The organism is Sphingomonas sp. LR60, from assembly GCF_036855935.1.
Taxonomy (GTDB): Bacteria; Pseudomonadota; Alphaproteobacteria; order Sphingomonadales; family Sphingomonadaceae; genus Sphingomonas.
Map to the genome: position 1 here is coordinate 1,446,614 of NZ_JASPFK010000001.1, position 16,529 is coordinate 1,463,142.

17 protein-coding genes and 1 pseudogene are annotated in these 16,529 nt (G+C 65.6%); 11 read left to right on the forward strand and 7 right to left on the reverse strand.

Annotated features, from left to right (window positions below; all coding sequences use genetic code 11):
• Positions 1 to 8 precede the first annotated feature (8 nt).
• Positions 9 to 1,538 carry a proline--tRNA ligase gene (proS, locus tag QP166_RS06605; RefSeq protein WP_333915202.1) on the forward strand — a complete coding sequence of 510 codons (1,530 nt, stop codon included), beginning with the start codon at positions 9 to 11 and terminating at the stop codon, positions 1,536 to 1,538.
• 133 nt (positions 1,539 to 1,671) lie between these two features.
• Here proS and QP166_RS06610 read toward each other — a convergent pair whose 3' ends face one another.
• Complete coding sequence (locus tag QP166_RS06610; RefSeq protein WP_333915203.1) at positions 1,672 to 4,485, reverse strand: TonB-dependent receptor; 2,814 nt, start codon at positions 4,483 to 4,485, stop codon at positions 1,672 to 1,674.
• A gap of 18 nt (positions 4,486 to 4,503) precedes the next feature.
• On the opposite strand from QP166_RS06610, the gene QP166_RS06615 reads away from it, so the two are divergent.
• Positions 4,504 to 4,710, forward strand: coding sequence for a hypothetical protein (locus tag QP166_RS06615; protein WP_333915204.1), 207 nt, complete (start codon positions 4,504 to 4,506; stop codon positions 4,708 to 4,710).
• Here the strand turns inward: QP166_RS06615 and infC are convergent.
• The 4 genes and pseudogenes from infC to QP166_RS06635 form a co-directional block, all read right to left on the reverse strand.
• Positions 4,680 to 5,211, reverse strand: a pseudogene (gene infC / locus QP166_RS06620) (translation initiation factor IF-3). The gene QP166_RS06615 and the pseudogene infC sit on opposite strands and share 31 nt — an antisense overlap.
• A 203-nt stretch (positions 5,212 to 5,414) precedes the next feature.
• Complete coding sequence (locus QP166_RS06625) at positions 5,415 to 5,735, reverse strand: hypothetical protein (protein WP_333915205.1); 321 nt, start codon at positions 5,733 to 5,735, stop codon at positions 5,415 to 5,417.
• Between the two features lie 57 nt (positions 5,736 to 5,792).
• Positions 5,793 to 7,790: a threonine--tRNA ligase gene (gene thrS / locus QP166_RS06630; protein WP_333917276.1), complete on the reverse strand. Its 1,998-nt coding sequence runs from the start codon at positions 7,788 to 7,790 to the stop codon at positions 5,793 to 5,795.
• A gap of 139 nt (positions 7,791 to 7,929) precedes the next feature.
• Positions 7,930 to 8,070 (reverse strand): hypothetical protein, encoded by a 141-nt coding sequence (locus QP166_RS06635; protein WP_333915206.1) that lies wholly within the window; start codon positions 8,068 to 8,070, stop codon positions 7,930 to 7,932.
• A 34-nt stretch (positions 8,071 to 8,104) separates the two neighbouring features.
• Here QP166_RS06635 and QP166_RS06640 point away from each other — a divergent pair, with 34 nt between their 5' ends.
• Complete coding sequence (locus QP166_RS06640) at positions 8,105 to 8,731, forward strand: retropepsin-like aspartic protease family protein (protein WP_333915207.1); 627 nt, start codon at positions 8,105 to 8,107, stop codon at positions 8,729 to 8,731.
• A gap of 41 nt (positions 8,732 to 8,772) precedes the next feature.
• On the opposite strand, the gene QP166_RS06645 is transcribed toward QP166_RS06640, so the two are convergent.
• Positions 8,773 to 9,132 (reverse strand): hypothetical protein, encoded by a 360-nt coding sequence (locus QP166_RS06645; protein WP_333915208.1) that lies wholly within the window; start codon positions 9,130 to 9,132, stop codon positions 8,773 to 8,775.
• A 233-nt stretch (positions 9,133 to 9,365) separates the two neighbouring features.
• Positions 9,366 to 10,181, reverse strand: a complete 816-nt coding sequence (locus QP166_RS06650; protein WP_333915209.1) for an LD-carboxypeptidase — start codon at positions 10,179 to 10,181, stop codon at positions 9,366 to 9,368.
• A 50-nt stretch (positions 10,182 to 10,231) separates the two neighbouring features.
• Here QP166_RS06650 and QP166_RS06655 point away from each other — a divergent pair, with 50 nt between their 5' ends.
• From QP166_RS06655 to QP166_RS06690, 8 genes are read left to right on the forward strand one after another with little or no spacing between them, the layout of a single operon-like run.
• The gene (locus QP166_RS06655; protein ID WP_333915210.1) at positions 10,232 to 11,650 is read left to right on the forward strand and encodes a glutamate ligase domain-containing protein; all 1,419 of its coding nucleotides are present in this window, start codon (positions 10,232 to 10,234) and stop codon (positions 11,648 to 11,650) included.
• Positions 11,651 to 11,704: 54 nt separating this feature from the next.
• Positions 11,705 to 12,121 carry a hypothetical protein gene (locus tag QP166_RS06660; protein ID WP_333915211.1) on the forward strand — a complete coding sequence of 139 codons (417 nt, stop codon included), beginning with the start codon at positions 11,705 to 11,707 and terminating at the stop codon, positions 12,119 to 12,121.
• Positions 12,118 to 12,318, forward strand: a complete 201-nt coding sequence (locus QP166_RS06665) for a helix-turn-helix transcriptional regulator (RefSeq protein ID WP_333915212.1) — start codon at positions 12,118 to 12,120, stop codon at positions 12,316 to 12,318. Before QP166_RS06660 ends, QP166_RS06665 begins: the two co-directional genes overlap by 4 nt.
• A 41-nt stretch (positions 12,319 to 12,359) precedes the next feature.
• Positions 12,360 to 13,085, forward strand: a complete 726-nt coding sequence (locus tag QP166_RS06670) for an alpha/beta hydrolase (protein ID WP_333915213.1) — start codon at positions 12,360 to 12,362, stop codon at positions 13,083 to 13,085.
• Positions 13,086 to 13,102: 17 nt separating this feature from the next.
• Positions 13,103 to 13,537, forward strand: coding sequence for a VOC family protein (locus QP166_RS06675; RefSeq protein ID WP_333915214.1), 435 nt, complete (start codon positions 13,103 to 13,105; stop codon positions 13,535 to 13,537).
• A gap of 1 nt (position 13,538) precedes the next feature.
• The gene (gloB, locus tag QP166_RS06680; RefSeq protein ID WP_333915215.1) at positions 13,539 to 14,255 is read left to right on the forward strand and encodes a hydroxyacylglutathione hydrolase; all 717 of its coding nucleotides are present in this window, start codon (positions 13,539 to 13,541) and stop codon (positions 14,253 to 14,255) included.
• Between the two features lie 56 nt (positions 14,256 to 14,311).
• Positions 14,312 to 14,719 (forward strand): hypothetical protein, encoded by a 408-nt coding sequence (locus tag QP166_RS06685; RefSeq protein ID WP_333915216.1) that lies wholly within the window; start codon positions 14,312 to 14,314, stop codon positions 14,717 to 14,719.
• An 11-nt stretch (positions 14,720 to 14,730) separates the two neighbouring features.
• Positions 14,731 to 16,050 (forward strand): cystathionine gamma-synthase family protein, encoded by a 1,320-nt coding sequence (locus QP166_RS06690; RefSeq protein WP_333915218.1) that lies wholly within the window; start codon positions 14,731 to 14,733, stop codon positions 16,048 to 16,050.
• Positions 16,051 to 16,529: the final 479 nt, after the last annotated feature.

Genomic DNA, 16,529 nt, shown 5'->3' on the forward strand with positions numbered 1-16,529 from the left:
CCGCGCGCATGAAACATGCGCTACCCGTCACCCGCGAGGCCGATTTCGCCGCCTGGTATCAATCCGTCATCACCGAGGCCGACATGGCCGAGGAGTCGGGCGTACGTGGCTGCATGGTCATCCGGCCATGGGGTTATGGCATCTGGGAGCGGTTCCAGCGGCTGCTCGACGATCGCATCAAGGCGACCGGTCACGAGAATTGCTATTTTCCGGTCTTCATCCCGCTCAGCTATTTCGAGCAGGAAGCGAGCCATGTCGAAGGCTTCGCAAAGGAAATGGCGGTCGTCACCCACCACCGGCTGATCGCGGACGGGAAGGGCGGGCTGGTCCCCGATCCCGCCGCCAAGCTGGAAGAGCCGCTGGTCGTCCGCCCGACCAGCGAGACGGTGATCGGCCATGCCTTCGCGCGTTGGGTGCAGTCGTGGCGCGACCTGCCGGTGCTCATCAACCAATGGGCGAACGTCGTCCGCTGGGAGATGCGCACCCGCATGTTCTTGCGCACCGCGGAATTTCTGTGGCAGGAAGGGCATACCGCGCACGCCACCGCTGACGAGGCGCGCGAGGAAACGCTCAAGATGCTCGAGGTCTATCGCGACTTCGCCGAAAATTGCGTCGCGGTCCCGGTGATCGCTGGTGAGAAGCCAGAGAACGAGCGCTTCCCCGGCGCGGTCGGCACCTGGTCGATCGAGGCGATGATGCAGGACGGCAAGGCGCTTCAGGCGGGCACCTCGCACTTTCTCGGCACGAACTTCGCCAAGGCGCAGAACATCCGTTTCCAGAACGCCGACGGGCAGCTGGAACATGCGCAGACGACCAGCTGGGGCGTGTCGACGCGGATGATCGGCGCGCTGATCATGGTGCATGGCGACGACGACGGCCTGCGCGTCCCGCCGCGCGTCGCGCCGTGGCAGGTGGTGATCGTGCCGATGCTGCGCGACACACCCGAGGACGAAGCGCTGGTGAGCTATTGCCGCGAGTTGCAGCAGGCGCTGGCGGCGGAGAGCGCGTTCGGGGAGCCGGTGCGTGCCCTGCTCGATCTCAAGCCGGTCAAGGCCACGAACAAGCGCTGGGGCTGGATCAAGAAGGGTGCGCCGCTCGTGATCGAGGTCGGCGGGCGCGACATGGCGGCGGGCAACATCTCGGTGATCCGCCGCGATCGCCTGTACCGCGCGGACGGCAAGCTCGACAGCGCCGCGGTGGCGCGTGACGGCTTCGCGGGCGAGGTCGCGGCGCTGCTGACGGATATTCAGCAGACGCTGTTCGATCAGGCCAAGGCGCGGCTGGAGTCGAACATCGCACCAGCCGACGGTTGGTCGCAGGTCGAAGCGCATTTCGCCGACGGGGCGAAGAACCCGGGGTGGCTCGAGGTGCAATGGTCGCGCCCGACCGGCGCGGGACTCGAGGCGGTGGTCGAGCGGCTGAAGGCGCTCAAGCTGACGCTGCGCAACGCGCCGATGGGGCAGGCGGCGGCTGACGGCCCGTGCATCTTCACCGGCGACGTGGCGGTGGAGCGCGTTTTGGTAGGGCGGGCGTACTGAGGTTTCTCACCTGACCGTTCCCGGCGAAGGCCGGGGTCCAGTTGGGTGCCGCTCATTGTTATACGGCGACGTTCGCCAACTGGACCCCGGCCTTCGCCGGGGAACAGCGGAAGAATAAGCCTTTTATCCTACCTCAGAACCGCGTCCGCAGCGTCAGTCCATAGGTCCGCGGCTCCGCGAGGAACGACGCGAACAGCTGGTTGCCGACCCCGCCGAACGACTGCACCTGCTGCTGGCTGCCCGCTCCCTGGAACGGCGCGTTGAACGCCACCTGCTCGTAATTGGTGTTGAGCAGGTTCTGCGCCCAGACCTCGATCGCCCAGCGATCCTGATTGCCGCGCAAGCCGATGCGCGCGTTCATCAAAGTGAACCCGTCCTGCGTCTTCTCGACGAACAGGTCGGAGCCGGTGTTATAGTCCGACACCGTCCGCTGATCGACGTAGAACAACGCCGACATCCCGCTGCTCCCGATCGGCGGGTTCCAGCTCACCGACGTGGTGATGACGTTGCGCGGTGCGTTCGACATCTGCGATCCCGACAGCAGGAACAATGCCGGATCAAGCGCCGCACCCGCATCCGATCCGACCAGATTACGGCGATACTTCGTATCCGCAAACGTATAGCCCATGTTGATCGCGAGATGCTCGACCGGATAGATTCCGGCTTCGGCCTCGAAACCCTGGCTGACCACGCCGTAGCGTACGTCGCCGGTGCAGGCACCGGTCGCCAGCGAATTGTCGCGGTCCGCACCGTTCAACCCGGCCGAGCACGATCCGATATTCTCGACGACATAGTTGGTGCCGTTAAAGGTGTTGAGCTGGAAGTTCTTGAACTCGGACCGGAAGCCGGCAAGGTTGAACGTGAACTGCCGGCTCGAATATTTGAGCCCGACCTCATAGGCATTCACCGTCTCGGGATCGAAGCGCAGCCGGCTGCCGTCGATATTGGCGATCGTTGCGGGATTATAGGCGTCGCCGAGGTCCGATCGGTCGAGATTATACCCGCCCGCCTTATAACCGCGCGAATAGCTGGCATAGGTCATCAGCCGGTCGGTCGGCTTCCAGCTCAGCACCGCAGTGCCGGTTACCTGGTTCTCGCGCAGCTTGTCGTCGATCGTCCGCCCGTTGAGCGCGCTGGACGAATTGCCGGTGCAGGCGAGGGTAGCGATCCCGCGGGTCAGCGCGGCCAACTGCGGGTTATTGAACAAATTGCCGCCCGGCCCGGCGCCCAGCAACGCCTGCACCTGCGGACAGACGGTGTTGTTGTTGCCGAAGGTCGCGTCGAAGTCCTTCTGTTCGCGGGTCCAGCGCAGGCCGGCGGTCAGCGACAGTCGGTCGGACAGCCGGAAGATGTTGTGCGTGAAGACCGCGAAGCTCTTGCTGTTCTGGTTGTAGACGTCGCGCGTCGTGCCCAGATCGTTGAGCGTCGAGAGCAGGCGGATGCTGCCCAGCACGATCGGAGTCGCCGCCCCGAACGCCGCGGTCGTGCCCGGCACTTGCCCCTGCAGGATCGCCGACCCCGCCGCGCTCAGACAGCCCGGATTGGCGGGATTGCGCAATGCGGCGTTCGGATTGATCGTCGCGACGATCCGGCACGCCGCGAACGCGCCATAGTCACGCCCGAACTTCAGATTGTCGACGACCTGTAGGTTCTCATTGCTGAAGAAGCCGCCGATCAACCAATTGAGCCGGTCACCGAATGCCTCGCCGTTCAATCGCAATTCCTGCGTGAAGGTGTGGAACTGCCGGTAGTTGTTGCCGTCGTTCGGACGGTATCCGATGTCGAGGACATTGGCGTCGATGTCGTTCGCGCCGTCCGACTTGTACTCACGGTAAGCGGTGATCGAGGTCAGCGCCGCGCCGCCCAGGTTCCAGTCGATCTGCCCAGAGCCGCCGTAATCCTTGGTGACGTTCGAATAAGCGCGGCCGGGGGTGAAGGCGATGCGGCGGCTGTAGGGATCGTTGCCCGCCGGGAAGACGCTGCCTGCCGGATAGCCGCGCAGCGCCGCGATCTGCTGCATGACGCTGACGATGCGATTGCCCGCCGGATTGATCGCATAGTCGCCCGGCGTGCCCGGCGTCGGATCGATCTTCTCGCGCGTGTCTACATAGACCGCGCCGCAGCACTTCTCGTTGCGCCACGTATAGTCGCCGATCAGCCGCACCGAGAAATCGGGTGACGGCTCCAGCAGCAATTGCCCCCGCACGAACCAGCGGTTGCGATCGTTGTAATCGGTGTTGTTGACGACATCGCGATAGAAGCCGTCGCGCTTCGAGGCGACGCCATCGATGCGGAAGGCGAGCAGGTCCTTGACGATCGGCCCGGTGATCGCGCCCGCAACGCGGTAAAAGTCGTAATTGCCGTACGTGCCCTCGGCATAGCCGCCGAAGTCGAACGATGGCGCCTTGGTATAGATGTTGATCGCACCCGCGGAGGAATTTCGCCCGGAAAGCGTGCCCTGCGGACCGCGCAGCACCTCCACGCGGTCGACCTCGCCGAGGTCGTTGAGGCCGGAACCGGTGCGGCTGCGATAGACGCCGTCGATGAACACCGTCACCGAGCTTTCGAGCCCCGGATTGTCGCCGACGGTGCCGATGCCGCGGACCCGCGCGGAGGCATTGGCCTCAGATCCGGTCGAGGACACGTTCAGCGAGGGTGCGAGCTGCGCCAATTGGCGAATATCGGTTGCGCCCGAATTCTGTAGCGCAGCCTGGCTGACCGCATTGATCGAAATCGGAACGTCGGCAAGGCGCTCGGCACGGCGGGTGGCGGTGACCACGATGTCGCCGGCGTTGAGCATTCCGGTATCGCCGGCCTGCGCCGAAGCGGTGTCGCTTTGCCCGGCGACCGCGGCGTTAGTGGTTACGGGGCTCGTCTGGTCCTGCGCCAGGGCCGGCATTGCCAGCACCGCGGCGGCGGTGGACAGAAGGGTGGCGGTAAGACGCATGGCGCTATCTCTCTCCCAATGTCATCCGAACTCTTTGAAGGTTCGGTATTGGAAGAGCGTAACGTCGATGCCGCGCTCGTCCAGCCATTTTATATGGCTGTCCCGAGTTTTTCGAAAACGCTGTCGGATAAATACAACGCCGCCGCGCTGGTCGGGCGCGGCGGACGTTACGGCAGGCTCGGCAAATTCACGCGTTACTTCGGCGCGAGCACCATCAGCATCTGACGACCTTCCATACGCGGATAGGCCTCCACCTTGGCGATTTCCTGCACCTGCTCGGCGACTCGCTGCAGCACGTTCATGCCGAGCTGGCCGTGGCTCAGCTCACGGCCGCGGAATCGCATCGTGACCTTGACCTTGTCACCTTCCTCGATGAACTCGGCGACCTTCTTCATCTTGGTGTCGTAATCGTGGTCGTCGATGTTCGGACGCATCTTGATCTCTTTGATCTCCTGCGTCTTTTGTGACTTACGCGCGAGGTTCGCCTTCTTCTGCGCCTCGTACTTGAACTTGCCGACGTCGAGGAACTTGGCCACGGGCGGATCGGCGTTGGGCGACACTTCGACTAGGTCGAGGCCGACTTCGCGCGCCTGCTCCATCGCCTCGCGCGTGTACATCACGCCGAGATTCTTCCTCGTGGTCGATCACGCGGACTTTTTGGCTCTGGATCCACTCGTTGAACCGCGGGCCGTTCATCGGAGGCGCCTGCATCGGCCGGCGCGTCATGGGAGGACGTATGGGTATTGCTCCTGAAGTGATTACGCTTGCAATATACGGCATCCCGTCGCGTTTTGGAATAGCTCCCGCTCCCCGCCCGAGAGAGAGCCGAGGTGAGGGACCGATGTCGAGCAGAGAGCGTCCTGTCGGCGTGTCTCGCGAGTGGCGAGACCGGATCGGAAGCTCGGTCCAGATCCGCCGCGTGACGTCGTTCAATCCTTCGGTGCGCTACGTGCCGGCGCGTCCAAAATGCTTCGCATCGCATTGTTGCGGTTCGTTACTTCGGTTTGCTCGTTATCGGTGATGCGACCATCGCTCGCGTAGCGATCGGACAGCGAGTCATTCACGGCATTCTCGCTCTTCGCCCGGCGCGCATCGCGGCGCGACAGCCGCCCGGCGGAATGCTCCCGGTCAATCCGTGCGTTCTTGTCGCGCACCCCGCGCTCGACGGGGACGATCCGCCCATTGATCCCGGTCTGCGCGCCAGCGGGCAGCGAAAGCGACAAGGCGAGGGTCGCCAGCAAGATACGCATCGGTCCGCTCCCTAGGTGCCCACGCATCATATGGGAGCGGACCGATCACGTCGAGCGTCAGCGCAGATCGGGCGCCCGTGCCTCGTCGCGCAACATCTGCACCGCCTCCTCCAGCGTCAGGAACGTCTGCGCCTGGCTGCCGAGCCGCCGCAGCGCGACCTTGCCTTCCTCGGCCTCGCGCTTGCCGACCACCAGCAGGTTCGGGACCTTGGCGACCGAGTGCTCGCGGACCTTGTAGTTGATCTTCTCGTTGCGCAGGTCGGTTTCGACGCGGATGCCCGCCGCGCGCAGCTTCGCGGCCACCTCATGCGCATAATCGTCGGCGTCCGACACGATCGTCGCCACCACCGCCTGCACCGGGCTGAGCCACAGCGGGAACCGGCCGGCGTGATGCTCGATCAGGATGCCGATGAACCGCTCGAACGTGCCGAGGATCGCGCGGTGGAGCATCACCGGGCGATGCCGGTTGCCGTCCTCGCCCACGTAGCTCGCGTCGAGCCGGTCGGGCAGCACGCGATCGGACTGGATCGTGCCGACCTGCCACGTCCGCCCGATCGCATCGGTCAAATGGAACTCCAGCTTCGGCGCGTAGAAAGCGCCTTCGCCCGGCAGCTCCTCGAACTTGTCCTTGATGTCCTGCGGCAGGTTCGACGCCTGCACCGCCTCGCGCAATTCCTGCTCGGAGCGGTCCCACATTTCGTCCGAGCCGAAGCGCTTCTCGGGGCGCAGCGCCAGCTTCACCGCATAATCGGTGAAGCCGAGATCCTGATAGACCGAGTGGAGCAGTTCGCAGAACTTACGCACCTCCTCGACCAACTGGTCCTCGCGCACGAAGATATGCGCGTCGTCCTGCGTGAACTGGCGGACGCGCATGATGCCATGCAGTGCGCCATGCGGCTCGTTGCGGTGACAGCAGCCGAACTCCGCCATGCGGATCGGCAGATCGCGATACGATTTGATCCCCTGCTTGAAGATCAGCACGTGCGCCGGACAATTCATCGGCTTCAGCGCCATCATGTCGGCATCACCCGAAATGACCGCGCCCTCATCCTCGGTATTGGGGATTTCGTCGGGGACGACGAACATGTTCTCGCGATACTTGCCCCAGTGGCCGGACTGCTCCCACTGGCGTGCGTCCATCAGCTGCGGCGTCTTCACCTCGGCATAATCGGCGGCATCCAGACGGCGGCGCATATACGCCTCCATCTGCCGCCACAGGATATAGCCCTTGGGGTGCCAGAAGACCGACCCTTGCGCCTCGGACTGGAGGTGGAACAGGTCCATCTCCGCGCCGATCTTGCGATGGTCGCGCTTGGCGGCTTCCTCCAGCATCGTCAGATGCGCGTCGAGCTGCTTCTTGTTGAGCCAGCCGGTGCCATAGACGCGGCTGAGCATCGCGTTCTTCTGGTCGCCGCGCCAATACGCGCCCGACACGCGCGTCAGCTTGAAGGCGTTCGGATCGAGCCGCCCCGTCGACGGCATGTGCGGCCCGCGACACATGTCGAGCCACGCGCCCTGACGATAGATCGTCAGTTCCTCACCGTCTGGCAGTTCGGCGGCCCATTCGGCCTTGAACGTCTCACCCTGCTTCTGCCACGTCTCGATCAACTGCTCGCGCGACCAGACTTCGCGCGTGAACGGCTCGTTCTTCGCGATGATCCGCCGCATCTCGGCCTCGATCGCGGGCAGATCCTCGTCGGTGAACGGGCGATCCTTCGGCGCGAAGTCGTAATAGAAGCCGTCATCGGTCGCCGGGCCGAAGGTGATCTGCGTGCCCGGGAACAGATGCTGCACCGCTTCGGCCATCACATGCGCGAAGTCGTGGCGCGCCAGCTCCAGCGCATCCGCCTCGTCCTTCTGCGTCACCAACGACAGCCGCGCATCCTGCGTCAGCGGACGCGACAGGTCGCGCAGCTCGCCCCCTTGGCCTTCATCCACCCGCGCGGCGATCGCCGCCTTGGCGAGCCCCGGCCCGATCGCGGCAGCGATGTCGGCGGGGGTGGTGCCGGACGCGACCTCGCGGACCGAACCGTCGGGCAGCGTGATCGAGAGCATTTCCATCGGAGGTCTTCCTGCACAAAGTCGAGGTGTCGGCCTAGCGATGCCGTGCCCCGACGAAAAGAGCGGCGTGGGTGATCGTCAGGGTGGAAAGCCGCCGCACCGTTCCCCCGGTCCGGGTGGGCGGTGCCGTGCGTCAGAGAATGACGCGGGCGCCGGCCCCCGGACATGGCCGGGTAGTGGTGGTAGTGAGCATCGTCTTCACCTCACCGACATAGCGCGCACGCCCGACATGCGCCAGCCATTCTCCAGCCCGGCCATTCTCCAGCCCGGCCATTCTCCAGCAAGGTTGCCGTCCCTATATCACGATCATGCCCGTCGAGATTTCGGCCAACCCGCATTTCTATTTGCTGCTCGGCGCGCTGTTCGTCGCTGCACTGGTGGCGCGACGCATTCCGATCCTGCGCACCCTGGTCAGCCTCGCATTGTGGGTCGGGGCCGGGCTGCTGCTCTACGCGACGATCGCCGAGCGCGGTCGCTTCGACCCGTGGCTCGGCCGTGCGGCGGCGGCGCTCGACATGGACGATCAGAAGGTCGCGGGCGAGGAAACGCGCATCCGCATGAGCCGCGATGGCCATTTCTACGTCCGCGCGCAGATCGGCGGGGCCGAGCGTCGCTTGCTGGTCGACAGCGGTGCGACGATCACCGCGCTGTCCCCGGCGACCGCCGCGGCGGCCGGGGTCGAGGTTAAGCCCGCCGTCTTCCCGGTGCTGCTGAAGACCGCCAACGGCACGATCCGCGCCGACACCGGCGAGGTGCGCGAGTTGCGCTTCGGCAACGTCATTGCGCGCGATCTTGCAGTGGTGGTGTCGCCTGCATTCGGTGATGTCGACGTGCTGGGGATGAACTTCCTGTCGCGGCTCAAAAGCTGGCGGGTCGAGGGCCGCACGCTGATCCTCACCCCGCATCATCCGCAGGAGACGCCCGCGAAGGCGTGAGACGTCGGCGGCGGGCCGTACCCGCCGCCGATCATGTTTGCTCAGGCCGTTCGCGCCCGGGCAACCGCGGTGTCGAAGTGGTTGCCCGGTGCCACGGTGCAGGCATCTACCGCCACCGGGATGATCCGCGCATCGTCGATCACCTCTTCGGTCGTCACCTTCTTGCCATGGCGCATCGCGGTGTCGAACGCGATCCCTTCGGGACGCAGCTTCACGAGTGCGTCCGCGGTGTCGCGGCACACCACGGTCTTCTCGGTATTGCCGTTCTTCACCAGCGCGATGGCCACCATGCCGTTCGACAGCGGCACCTGCGCCGCCTGCGCCACCCAAGGTGCCGCCGACGCGCCGGTGGCGGCGATCAGGCTGGAGAAAGCGACAACTGCGGTGAGCATCTTGTTCATCGTGCCCTCCTCTTGGCTAGGGTTAGGCCCAAAAAACGACGGATTTGCGGGGTGGTTTCGTTCCCGTATCGACATTGACAAATGTTAATCCGGGGTTTGGAAACCGTTCATTGCGTGCCCCGTACCGTCATGGCGAGCGTAGCGAAGCAACCCAGGGCGTCCTGATCCAACGCGGGATGGCTCCGCTACGCTCGCAAGGACGAAGAAGACAAACCCGCGGGCCAAGGGCGCGCTCACGTCACCCCGAACGGCACCACATGGTTCGCCTGCGTATGCCCGATCTCTGCGCGCCCGAGATACGGCACGCCCAGATCGCGGCACCAGCGCGTCATCATCTCGTCGAGCGGTTCGCTCCATTCGGGCTCATTGGGCTGCACCGCGGTCACCGCGCCCAGCCGGACGCCTGCGATGCTGCGCAATTGCGTGGCGTTGCCGAGCGTGAACAGCATTCGGTCGATCGCATACATCGGCTCCGACACTTCCTCGACGATCAGCACATGGTCGGCAAGGTCGGGGAGGTAGGGCGTCCCGACCAGTGCGGCGAGGATCGACAGGTTGAAGGCCGCGGCCGGACGTCCGTCGAGCCCCGGCTCCAGCCCCGCGCGATCGCCGCGTGCCAACCAACCCAGCGCCCGCGCCACCGTCGCATCGCCGCCATGCCGTCGGATATCGCTCGCCATCGGCCCATGCACCGCACGCCCGATCCGCCGCGCATAGAGCGCTCCCAGCAGGAACCCGACGTCGGAATAACCGAGATAGGTCTTGGTCCGCGCCGCCGCCCCGAGGTGCGGCATGATCGTCGCCAGCAACCGGTTCGACCCATAACCGCCGCGCAGGAACCAGATCGCATCGAACGCAGGATCGTTGGCGTATTCGAGGAACGCCGCCGCGCGTACCGCGTCGGACCCGGCAAAATGCCCGTCATGCGCATAGCATTGCGGATGAAAGACGAGGTCGATTTCGGGGTAGGCGACCGCTGCGAACGCGGACACCGGCGCGATCACGTCCGGGTTGGCGACGCTGCTCGCCGCCAGCACTCCGATCCGCATCGCCACCTCCTGCTTGTCACGCCCGCGCAAAGCGCCGATAGCCCGCCGCCATGCATGACGGCAACCTATCGGGCCAGCGCTTCTTTCTGGTCGGGATCGGCGGATCGGGAATGATGCCGCTGGCGATGATCCTCCGCGGGCGCGGCGCGATCGTCGCGGGCAGCGACCGGGGCCTCGACCAGGGGCGTGTGCCCGCCAAGTTCGACGGACTGCGCACGCTGGGTGTCGAGCTGTTCGCGCAGGACGGCGGCGGCGTGACCGCTCCCGAGCAGATCGTGGTGGCGTCCGCCGCGGTCGAGGACACCGTCGCCGACATCGTCGCCGCGAGCCGGCTCGGTTGCCGTCGTCTGTCGCGTGCCGATCTCAACGCCGCGCTGTTCAACGCCGCCGCGCAGCCGATCGGCGTCGCGGGAACCAGCGGCAAGTCGACGGTCACGGGCATGATCGCGACGATCCTCGACGCCGCCGGACGCGATCCGACCGTGATGAACGGCGCGGTGATGAAGGATTTCGCCAGCCCCGACCGCCCGTTCGCCAGCGCGCTGGTCGGGCAGGGCGATTCCTATGTTAGCGAGGTAGACGAAAGCGACGGCTCGATCGCGCTCTATCGCCCGCAGGTCGCGGTGCTCAACAACGTTAGCCTCGATCACAAGTCGCTCGACGAGCTGAACCGCCTGTTCGGCGATTTCATCGGCCATGCGCGCACCGCAGTGGTCAACGCCGACAATATGGACGCCGCTCGGCTGGCGATGGCGTTGCCCCCGGCGCGCGTGACGCGCTTCTCGCTGGTCGATCGAAGCGCCGACCTGTTCGCAACAGACATGGTCGCCGAGCCGTTCGCGATCCGCTTCACGCTGGTTCACGACGGCCGACAAGCACCCGTGGCGCTCAAGGTGCCCGGCCGCCACAACGTGTCCAACGCTTTGGGTGCGATCGGCGCGACGCTCGCCGCCGGTCTCTTGCTCGAACAAGCGGTGGCGGGCATCGAGCGCTTCACCGGCCTGCGCCGCCGTTTCGATCTGGTCGGCGAGGCGAACGGCGTCGCAGTGATCGACGATTTCGGCCACAACCCGGACAAGATCGCCGCGACGCTCGACACGCTCCACGCCTTCCCCGGCCGGGTGATCGCTTTGTTTCAGCCGCACGGCTACGGCCCGCTCAAGGTGATGCGCGCCGAACTCGCCGCGATGTTCGCGACACACCTGCGCGCCGACGACCTGCTCGTGCTGCCCGACCCCGTCTATCAGGGCGGCACCGTCTCGCGCGAGGTGACCAGCGCCGATGTCGTCCATGACGTGACGATTGCCGGGGGAAACGCGCTCCACATCCCCGATCGCGCCGCGGCGGCGGCGCATTGCGTCGCGCAGGCGCGCCCCGGCGACCGCATCGTCGTCATGGGCGCACGCGACGACACCTTGTCCCTGCTCGCCGGCGAGATGGTGCAGATGCTCGGTGTAAAGCACGCTTGACGTAAAGCAGCCTTGACTTGTAAAGCTTCCTTCACATGATGAGGGAGAGTCGAGATGCACGTCCAGCCCGAGATCAAGCGCTATAGCTACCGGCTCGCCGCGACGATGACCGTCTACGTCGTGACGCTGATCGGCGTGAACCTGTGGTTTCGCGCGGCGCCGCCGTCCGGCGCGCTCGCCTATCTCGCGGCGGTGCTGCCCGCACTGCCGATCGCGGGCGTGTTCGTCGTCATCGGACGCTTGATGGTAGAATTGCGTGACGAATATATCCGCGCGCAATTCGTTCGCCAGTCGCTGATCGCAACCGCGGTGACGCTGTCGATCACGACCGGCTGGGGATTCCTCGAAGGCTTCGGCCTCGCGCCGCACGTCGCCGGCTATTATGCCGCGACGATCTGGTTCGTGGTCTTCGGCGTCATCGCCACCAGCAACGCCTTGCTGACGTGGCGCGCATGCCGGGCGGCGCGATGACCAATCACCTGCGCGCATTGCGCGCCGAGCGCGGCTGGAGCCAGCAGGAACTCGCCACGCGGCTGGACGTCAGCCGTCAAAGCGTGATCGCGATCGAGAACGGGCGCTACGATCCGTCGCTGCCGCTCGCCTTCCGCATTGCCGAGACCTTCGGCAAGCGCATCGAAGAGGTGTTCGTCAGCCCCTCGGCAAGCTGACCCGCTTTCCTGACTCGCCCGCCGTTCCTATGTCCGCGCGCATGAGCATCGTCACAACGCAACCGCCGCGCCCGCGGCTCGTGTATCACCACACGCAAGGCACGTCGCCGACGATCGTCTTCCTGCCCGGCTATGCCTCCGATATGACCGGCAGCAAGGCGGTCGCGCTCGAGGAATGGGCCAAGGCGCAGGGCCGGGCCTATCTGCGCTTCGACTATGGCGGTTGCGGCGCCAGCGAGGGCAAGTTCGAGGATCAGTCGCTGGCCGACTGGCGCGACGACGCGCTTGCGATGATCGATCATGTCGATGGCCCGGTCGTGCTGGTCGGCTCGTCGATGGGCGGGTGGATCGCCTTGCTCGCCGCGCTTGCCCGGCCGGAGCGGGTCGCGGCGCTGGTCGGCATCGCCCCCGCGCCGGACTTCACCGACTGGGGCTTCTCGCAGGACGAGAAGATGTACCTGCTCCAGCACGGCCGTCTGGAGCGTCCGAACCCTTATGGCCCCGAGCCGACCGTCTATACGCGCCGCTTCTGGCAATCCGGTGAGGCCAACCGCCTGATGGGCGGGACGATCGCCTTCGACGGCCCGATGCGGCTGCTGCAAGGTCAGCAGGATCCCGACGTGCCGTGGCATCGCACCTGCCGGCTTGCCGAACTGATCCGCTCGCCGCACGTTCAGACGTGGTTGGTCAAGGACGGCGACCACCGGCTCTCGCGCGAGGACGATATCGCGTTGCTGATCCGCGCCGTCGAGGACGTGGTGCCCTGACGGGCGGGAGCAAGACGTTGAAATATCTGCACACGATGATCCGGGTCAGCGATCCCGGCAAGACGATCGCCTTCTTCGAGGTGCTCGGGCTCAAGGAAGTCCGCCGCCTCGACAATGAGGCGGGGCGCTTCACGCTGATCTTTCTTGCCACGCCCGAGGACATGAACGCGCCCGGCGAACGCGCCAACGCCGAGGTCGAGCTGACCCACAATTGGGACCCGGAGGAATATGCCGGCGGCCGCAACTTCGGCCATCTCGCCTACCGCGTCGAAGATATCTACGAGACCTGTCAGCGGATGCTCGATCACGGCTACGTCGTCCACCGCCCGCCGCGCGACGGGCACATGGCGTTCGTAAAGACGCCCGACGGCATCTCGATCGAGCTGCTGCAGAACGGCAGGCTCGAACCCGCCGAGCCATGGGCGTCGATGCCCAACACCGGGACGTGGTGAGATGCTAGAGATCGTCCGCGTCCCCGTGCTCAGCGACAATTATGCGTGGCTGCTCAACGACGGGACGCATACCGTGGCGCTCGACCCGGGTGAGGCGCAGCCGGTGCTCGACGCAGCGGCGGCGCGCGGCTGGACGATCGGCGCGGTGTGGCTGACGCATTGGCACGCCGATCACGTCGGCGGCGCGGCGGCGATCAAGCAGGCGACCGGCGCACCGGTCATTGGCCCGGAAGCCGAGCGCGCCAGGATCGAAGCGCTGGACGATGGTGTGGGGCAGGGCGATACCGTCATGCTCGGCGATCGTCGCGCCGAGGTGTGGCACGTGCCCGGCCACACCGCCGGCAACATCGCCTTCCACTTCGCGGACGACGCCGTGATCTTCACCGGCGATACCTTGTTCGCGATGGGCTGCGGCCGGCTCTTCGAGGGCACGCCGGCCGAGATGTTCGCGAACATGCAGCGCTACGCCACACTCGACGATGCGACCCGCGTTTATTGCGGGCACGAATATACGCAATCGAACGGTCGCTTCGCGCTGACGGTCGAGCCTGACAATCAGGCGCTCGTGCAGCGGATGCAGCAGGTCGACCGGCTCCGTGCAGCGGGCGAAGCAACGATCCCGACCACGATCGGTCTCGAACGTGCGACCAATCCGTTCCTGCGCGCGCCCGACGTCGCGACGTTCACGGAACGCCGCTTGCGCAAGGATCAGAGCTGACGATATGGTATCGCACGTAACCATGTCGGTGCGTGCGGATGGAAGGAGAGAAAGCGATGCGTTTCCTCGTCACCTTCGCCGCTGCGGCGGCGCTCGGGGCCGTAGCGGTGGTCGCCGCTCCGGCACAGAACACCGACAAGCCCGACAAGAACCGCATCGCTTATGAGAAGCTGCTCGCCGGCAAGACCCCCGGCAAGCCGCAGGATTGTATCGATACCCGCTTCACCCGACCGCAGCTGACCGCCTACGACGGCAAGCTGCTGTACCGTGTCAGCGGCAAGCTGGTCTATGTCACCGATACCGGTGGCGGCTGCGAGGCGGTAGCGCGCGGCGACGCGATCGTCACCCGCCAGTTCCAGACCCGGTTGTGCCGCGGCGACATCGCCCAGACCGTCAACCTCCCGGCGCGCATCCCCAGCGGTAGCTGCGCGATGGGCCAGTTCGTTCCTTATCGCTCGCAATAGGTGAGACTGCCATGACCAAGCCGACCGAAGACGATCTGACCGGCGTCGAGACGCGCCGGTCGCCCAAGGCTCAGATCGATTCGATCGGCGGGCGCAAGCTCAAGCCGGCGACGCTGATGATGGGTCACGGTTACGACCCGGCGCTGTCGGAAGGCGCGCTCAAGCCGCCGGTCTTCCTCACCTCGACCTTCGTCTTCCCCAACGCCGCGGCGGGCAAGCGCCATTTCGAGGGCGTCACCGGCAAGCGGCCCGGTGGTGCGGAGGGGCTGGTCTATTCGCGCTTCAACGGCCCCAATCAGGAAATCCTCGAAGACCGGCTCGGCATCTGGGAGGGCGCGGAGGATGCGCTGACCTTCTCCAGCGGCATGTCGGCGATCGCGACCTTGTTCCTGTCGCTGGTGCGACCGGGTGACACGATCGTCCACTCCGGCCCGCTCTATGCCGCGACCGAAACGCTGATCGCACGCGTGCTGGGTCGCTTCGGGGTCAATTGGCTCGACTTTCCGGCGGGCGCGACCCGCGAGGAGATCGACGCGGTCATGAAGAAGGCCAACGACGCCGGTCGTGTGGCGTTGATCTATCTCGAGAGCCCAGCCAACCCGACCAACGCGCTGGTCGACGTCGAGGCGGTACGCGCCAGTCGAGACGCCATCTTCGCCGATGCCGAGGAACTGCCGCCGATCGCGATCGACAACACCTTCCTCGGCCCACTCTGGTCGCAGCCGCTCCAGCATGGTGCCGATGCGGTGGTCTACAGCCTCACCAAATACGCCGGCGGCCATTCCGATCTGGTCGCGGGCGCGGTGCTGGGGGCCAAGCCGCTCATCAACACGATCCGCGCGATGCGCAACACGATCGGGACGATCTGCGACCCGAATACCGCGTGGATGCTGATGCGCAGCCTCGAAACGCTGGAATTGCGGATGAGCCGCGCTGGCGAGAATGCCGCCAAGGTCTGTGCCTTCCTGCGCGATCAGGAGAAGGTCGAACTTGTCGGCTATCTCGGCTTCCTCGCCGAGGCGGAGGGCCGACAGGCCGACATCTACCGCCGCCACTGCACGGGCGGGGGCTCGACCTTCTCGCTCTACCTGAAGGGCGGCGAGCCCGAGGCATTCCGCTTCCTCGACGCGCTGAAGATCGCCAAGCTCGCGGTCAGCCTCGGCGGCACCGAGACGCTCGCCAGCCACCCGGCGGGCATGACGCACCTGTCGGTCGCGGACGAGCGCAAGCAGGCGCTCGGCATCACCGACAATCTCGTCCGCATCTCGATCGGCGTCGAGGACGCCGACGATCTGGTCGCCGACATGGAACAGGCGCTGGCGGCGATCTAGAGTTTGATCCACCCGGTTTGCACACTTATTCATCGTCACCCCGGCGAAGGCCGGGGCCCAGTTGGGAAGGTCGACGAAATTAGGCGCAACCTACATCATTAGCGTCCCCCAACTGGGCCCCGGCCTTCGCCGGGATGACGCTTCTGCTTGGATGGATCACCCTCTAGGGTAACCGCGGCTTCATCCGTCATGCCGGACTCGTTCCGGCATCCACCGTTCCGCTAACGGGTAAGTGTTGATCCTGCGGAACGGTGGACCCCGGAACAAGTCCGGGGTTACGGAATGATCGGGACAGTGTTTTCGAGTTGATTCGAGGAGCTTTCCTGCGGCCTGTCAAAAAAGCATCGTCACCGGTTCGATGCCGAAGCGATGGTGGCAAGCGACCAAAATCAAACGCCTTCCGTCATTGCGAGCGTAGCGAAGCAATCCAGGACGTCCTGATCCGGCGCTGAATTGCGTCGCTCCGCTCGCAAGGACAA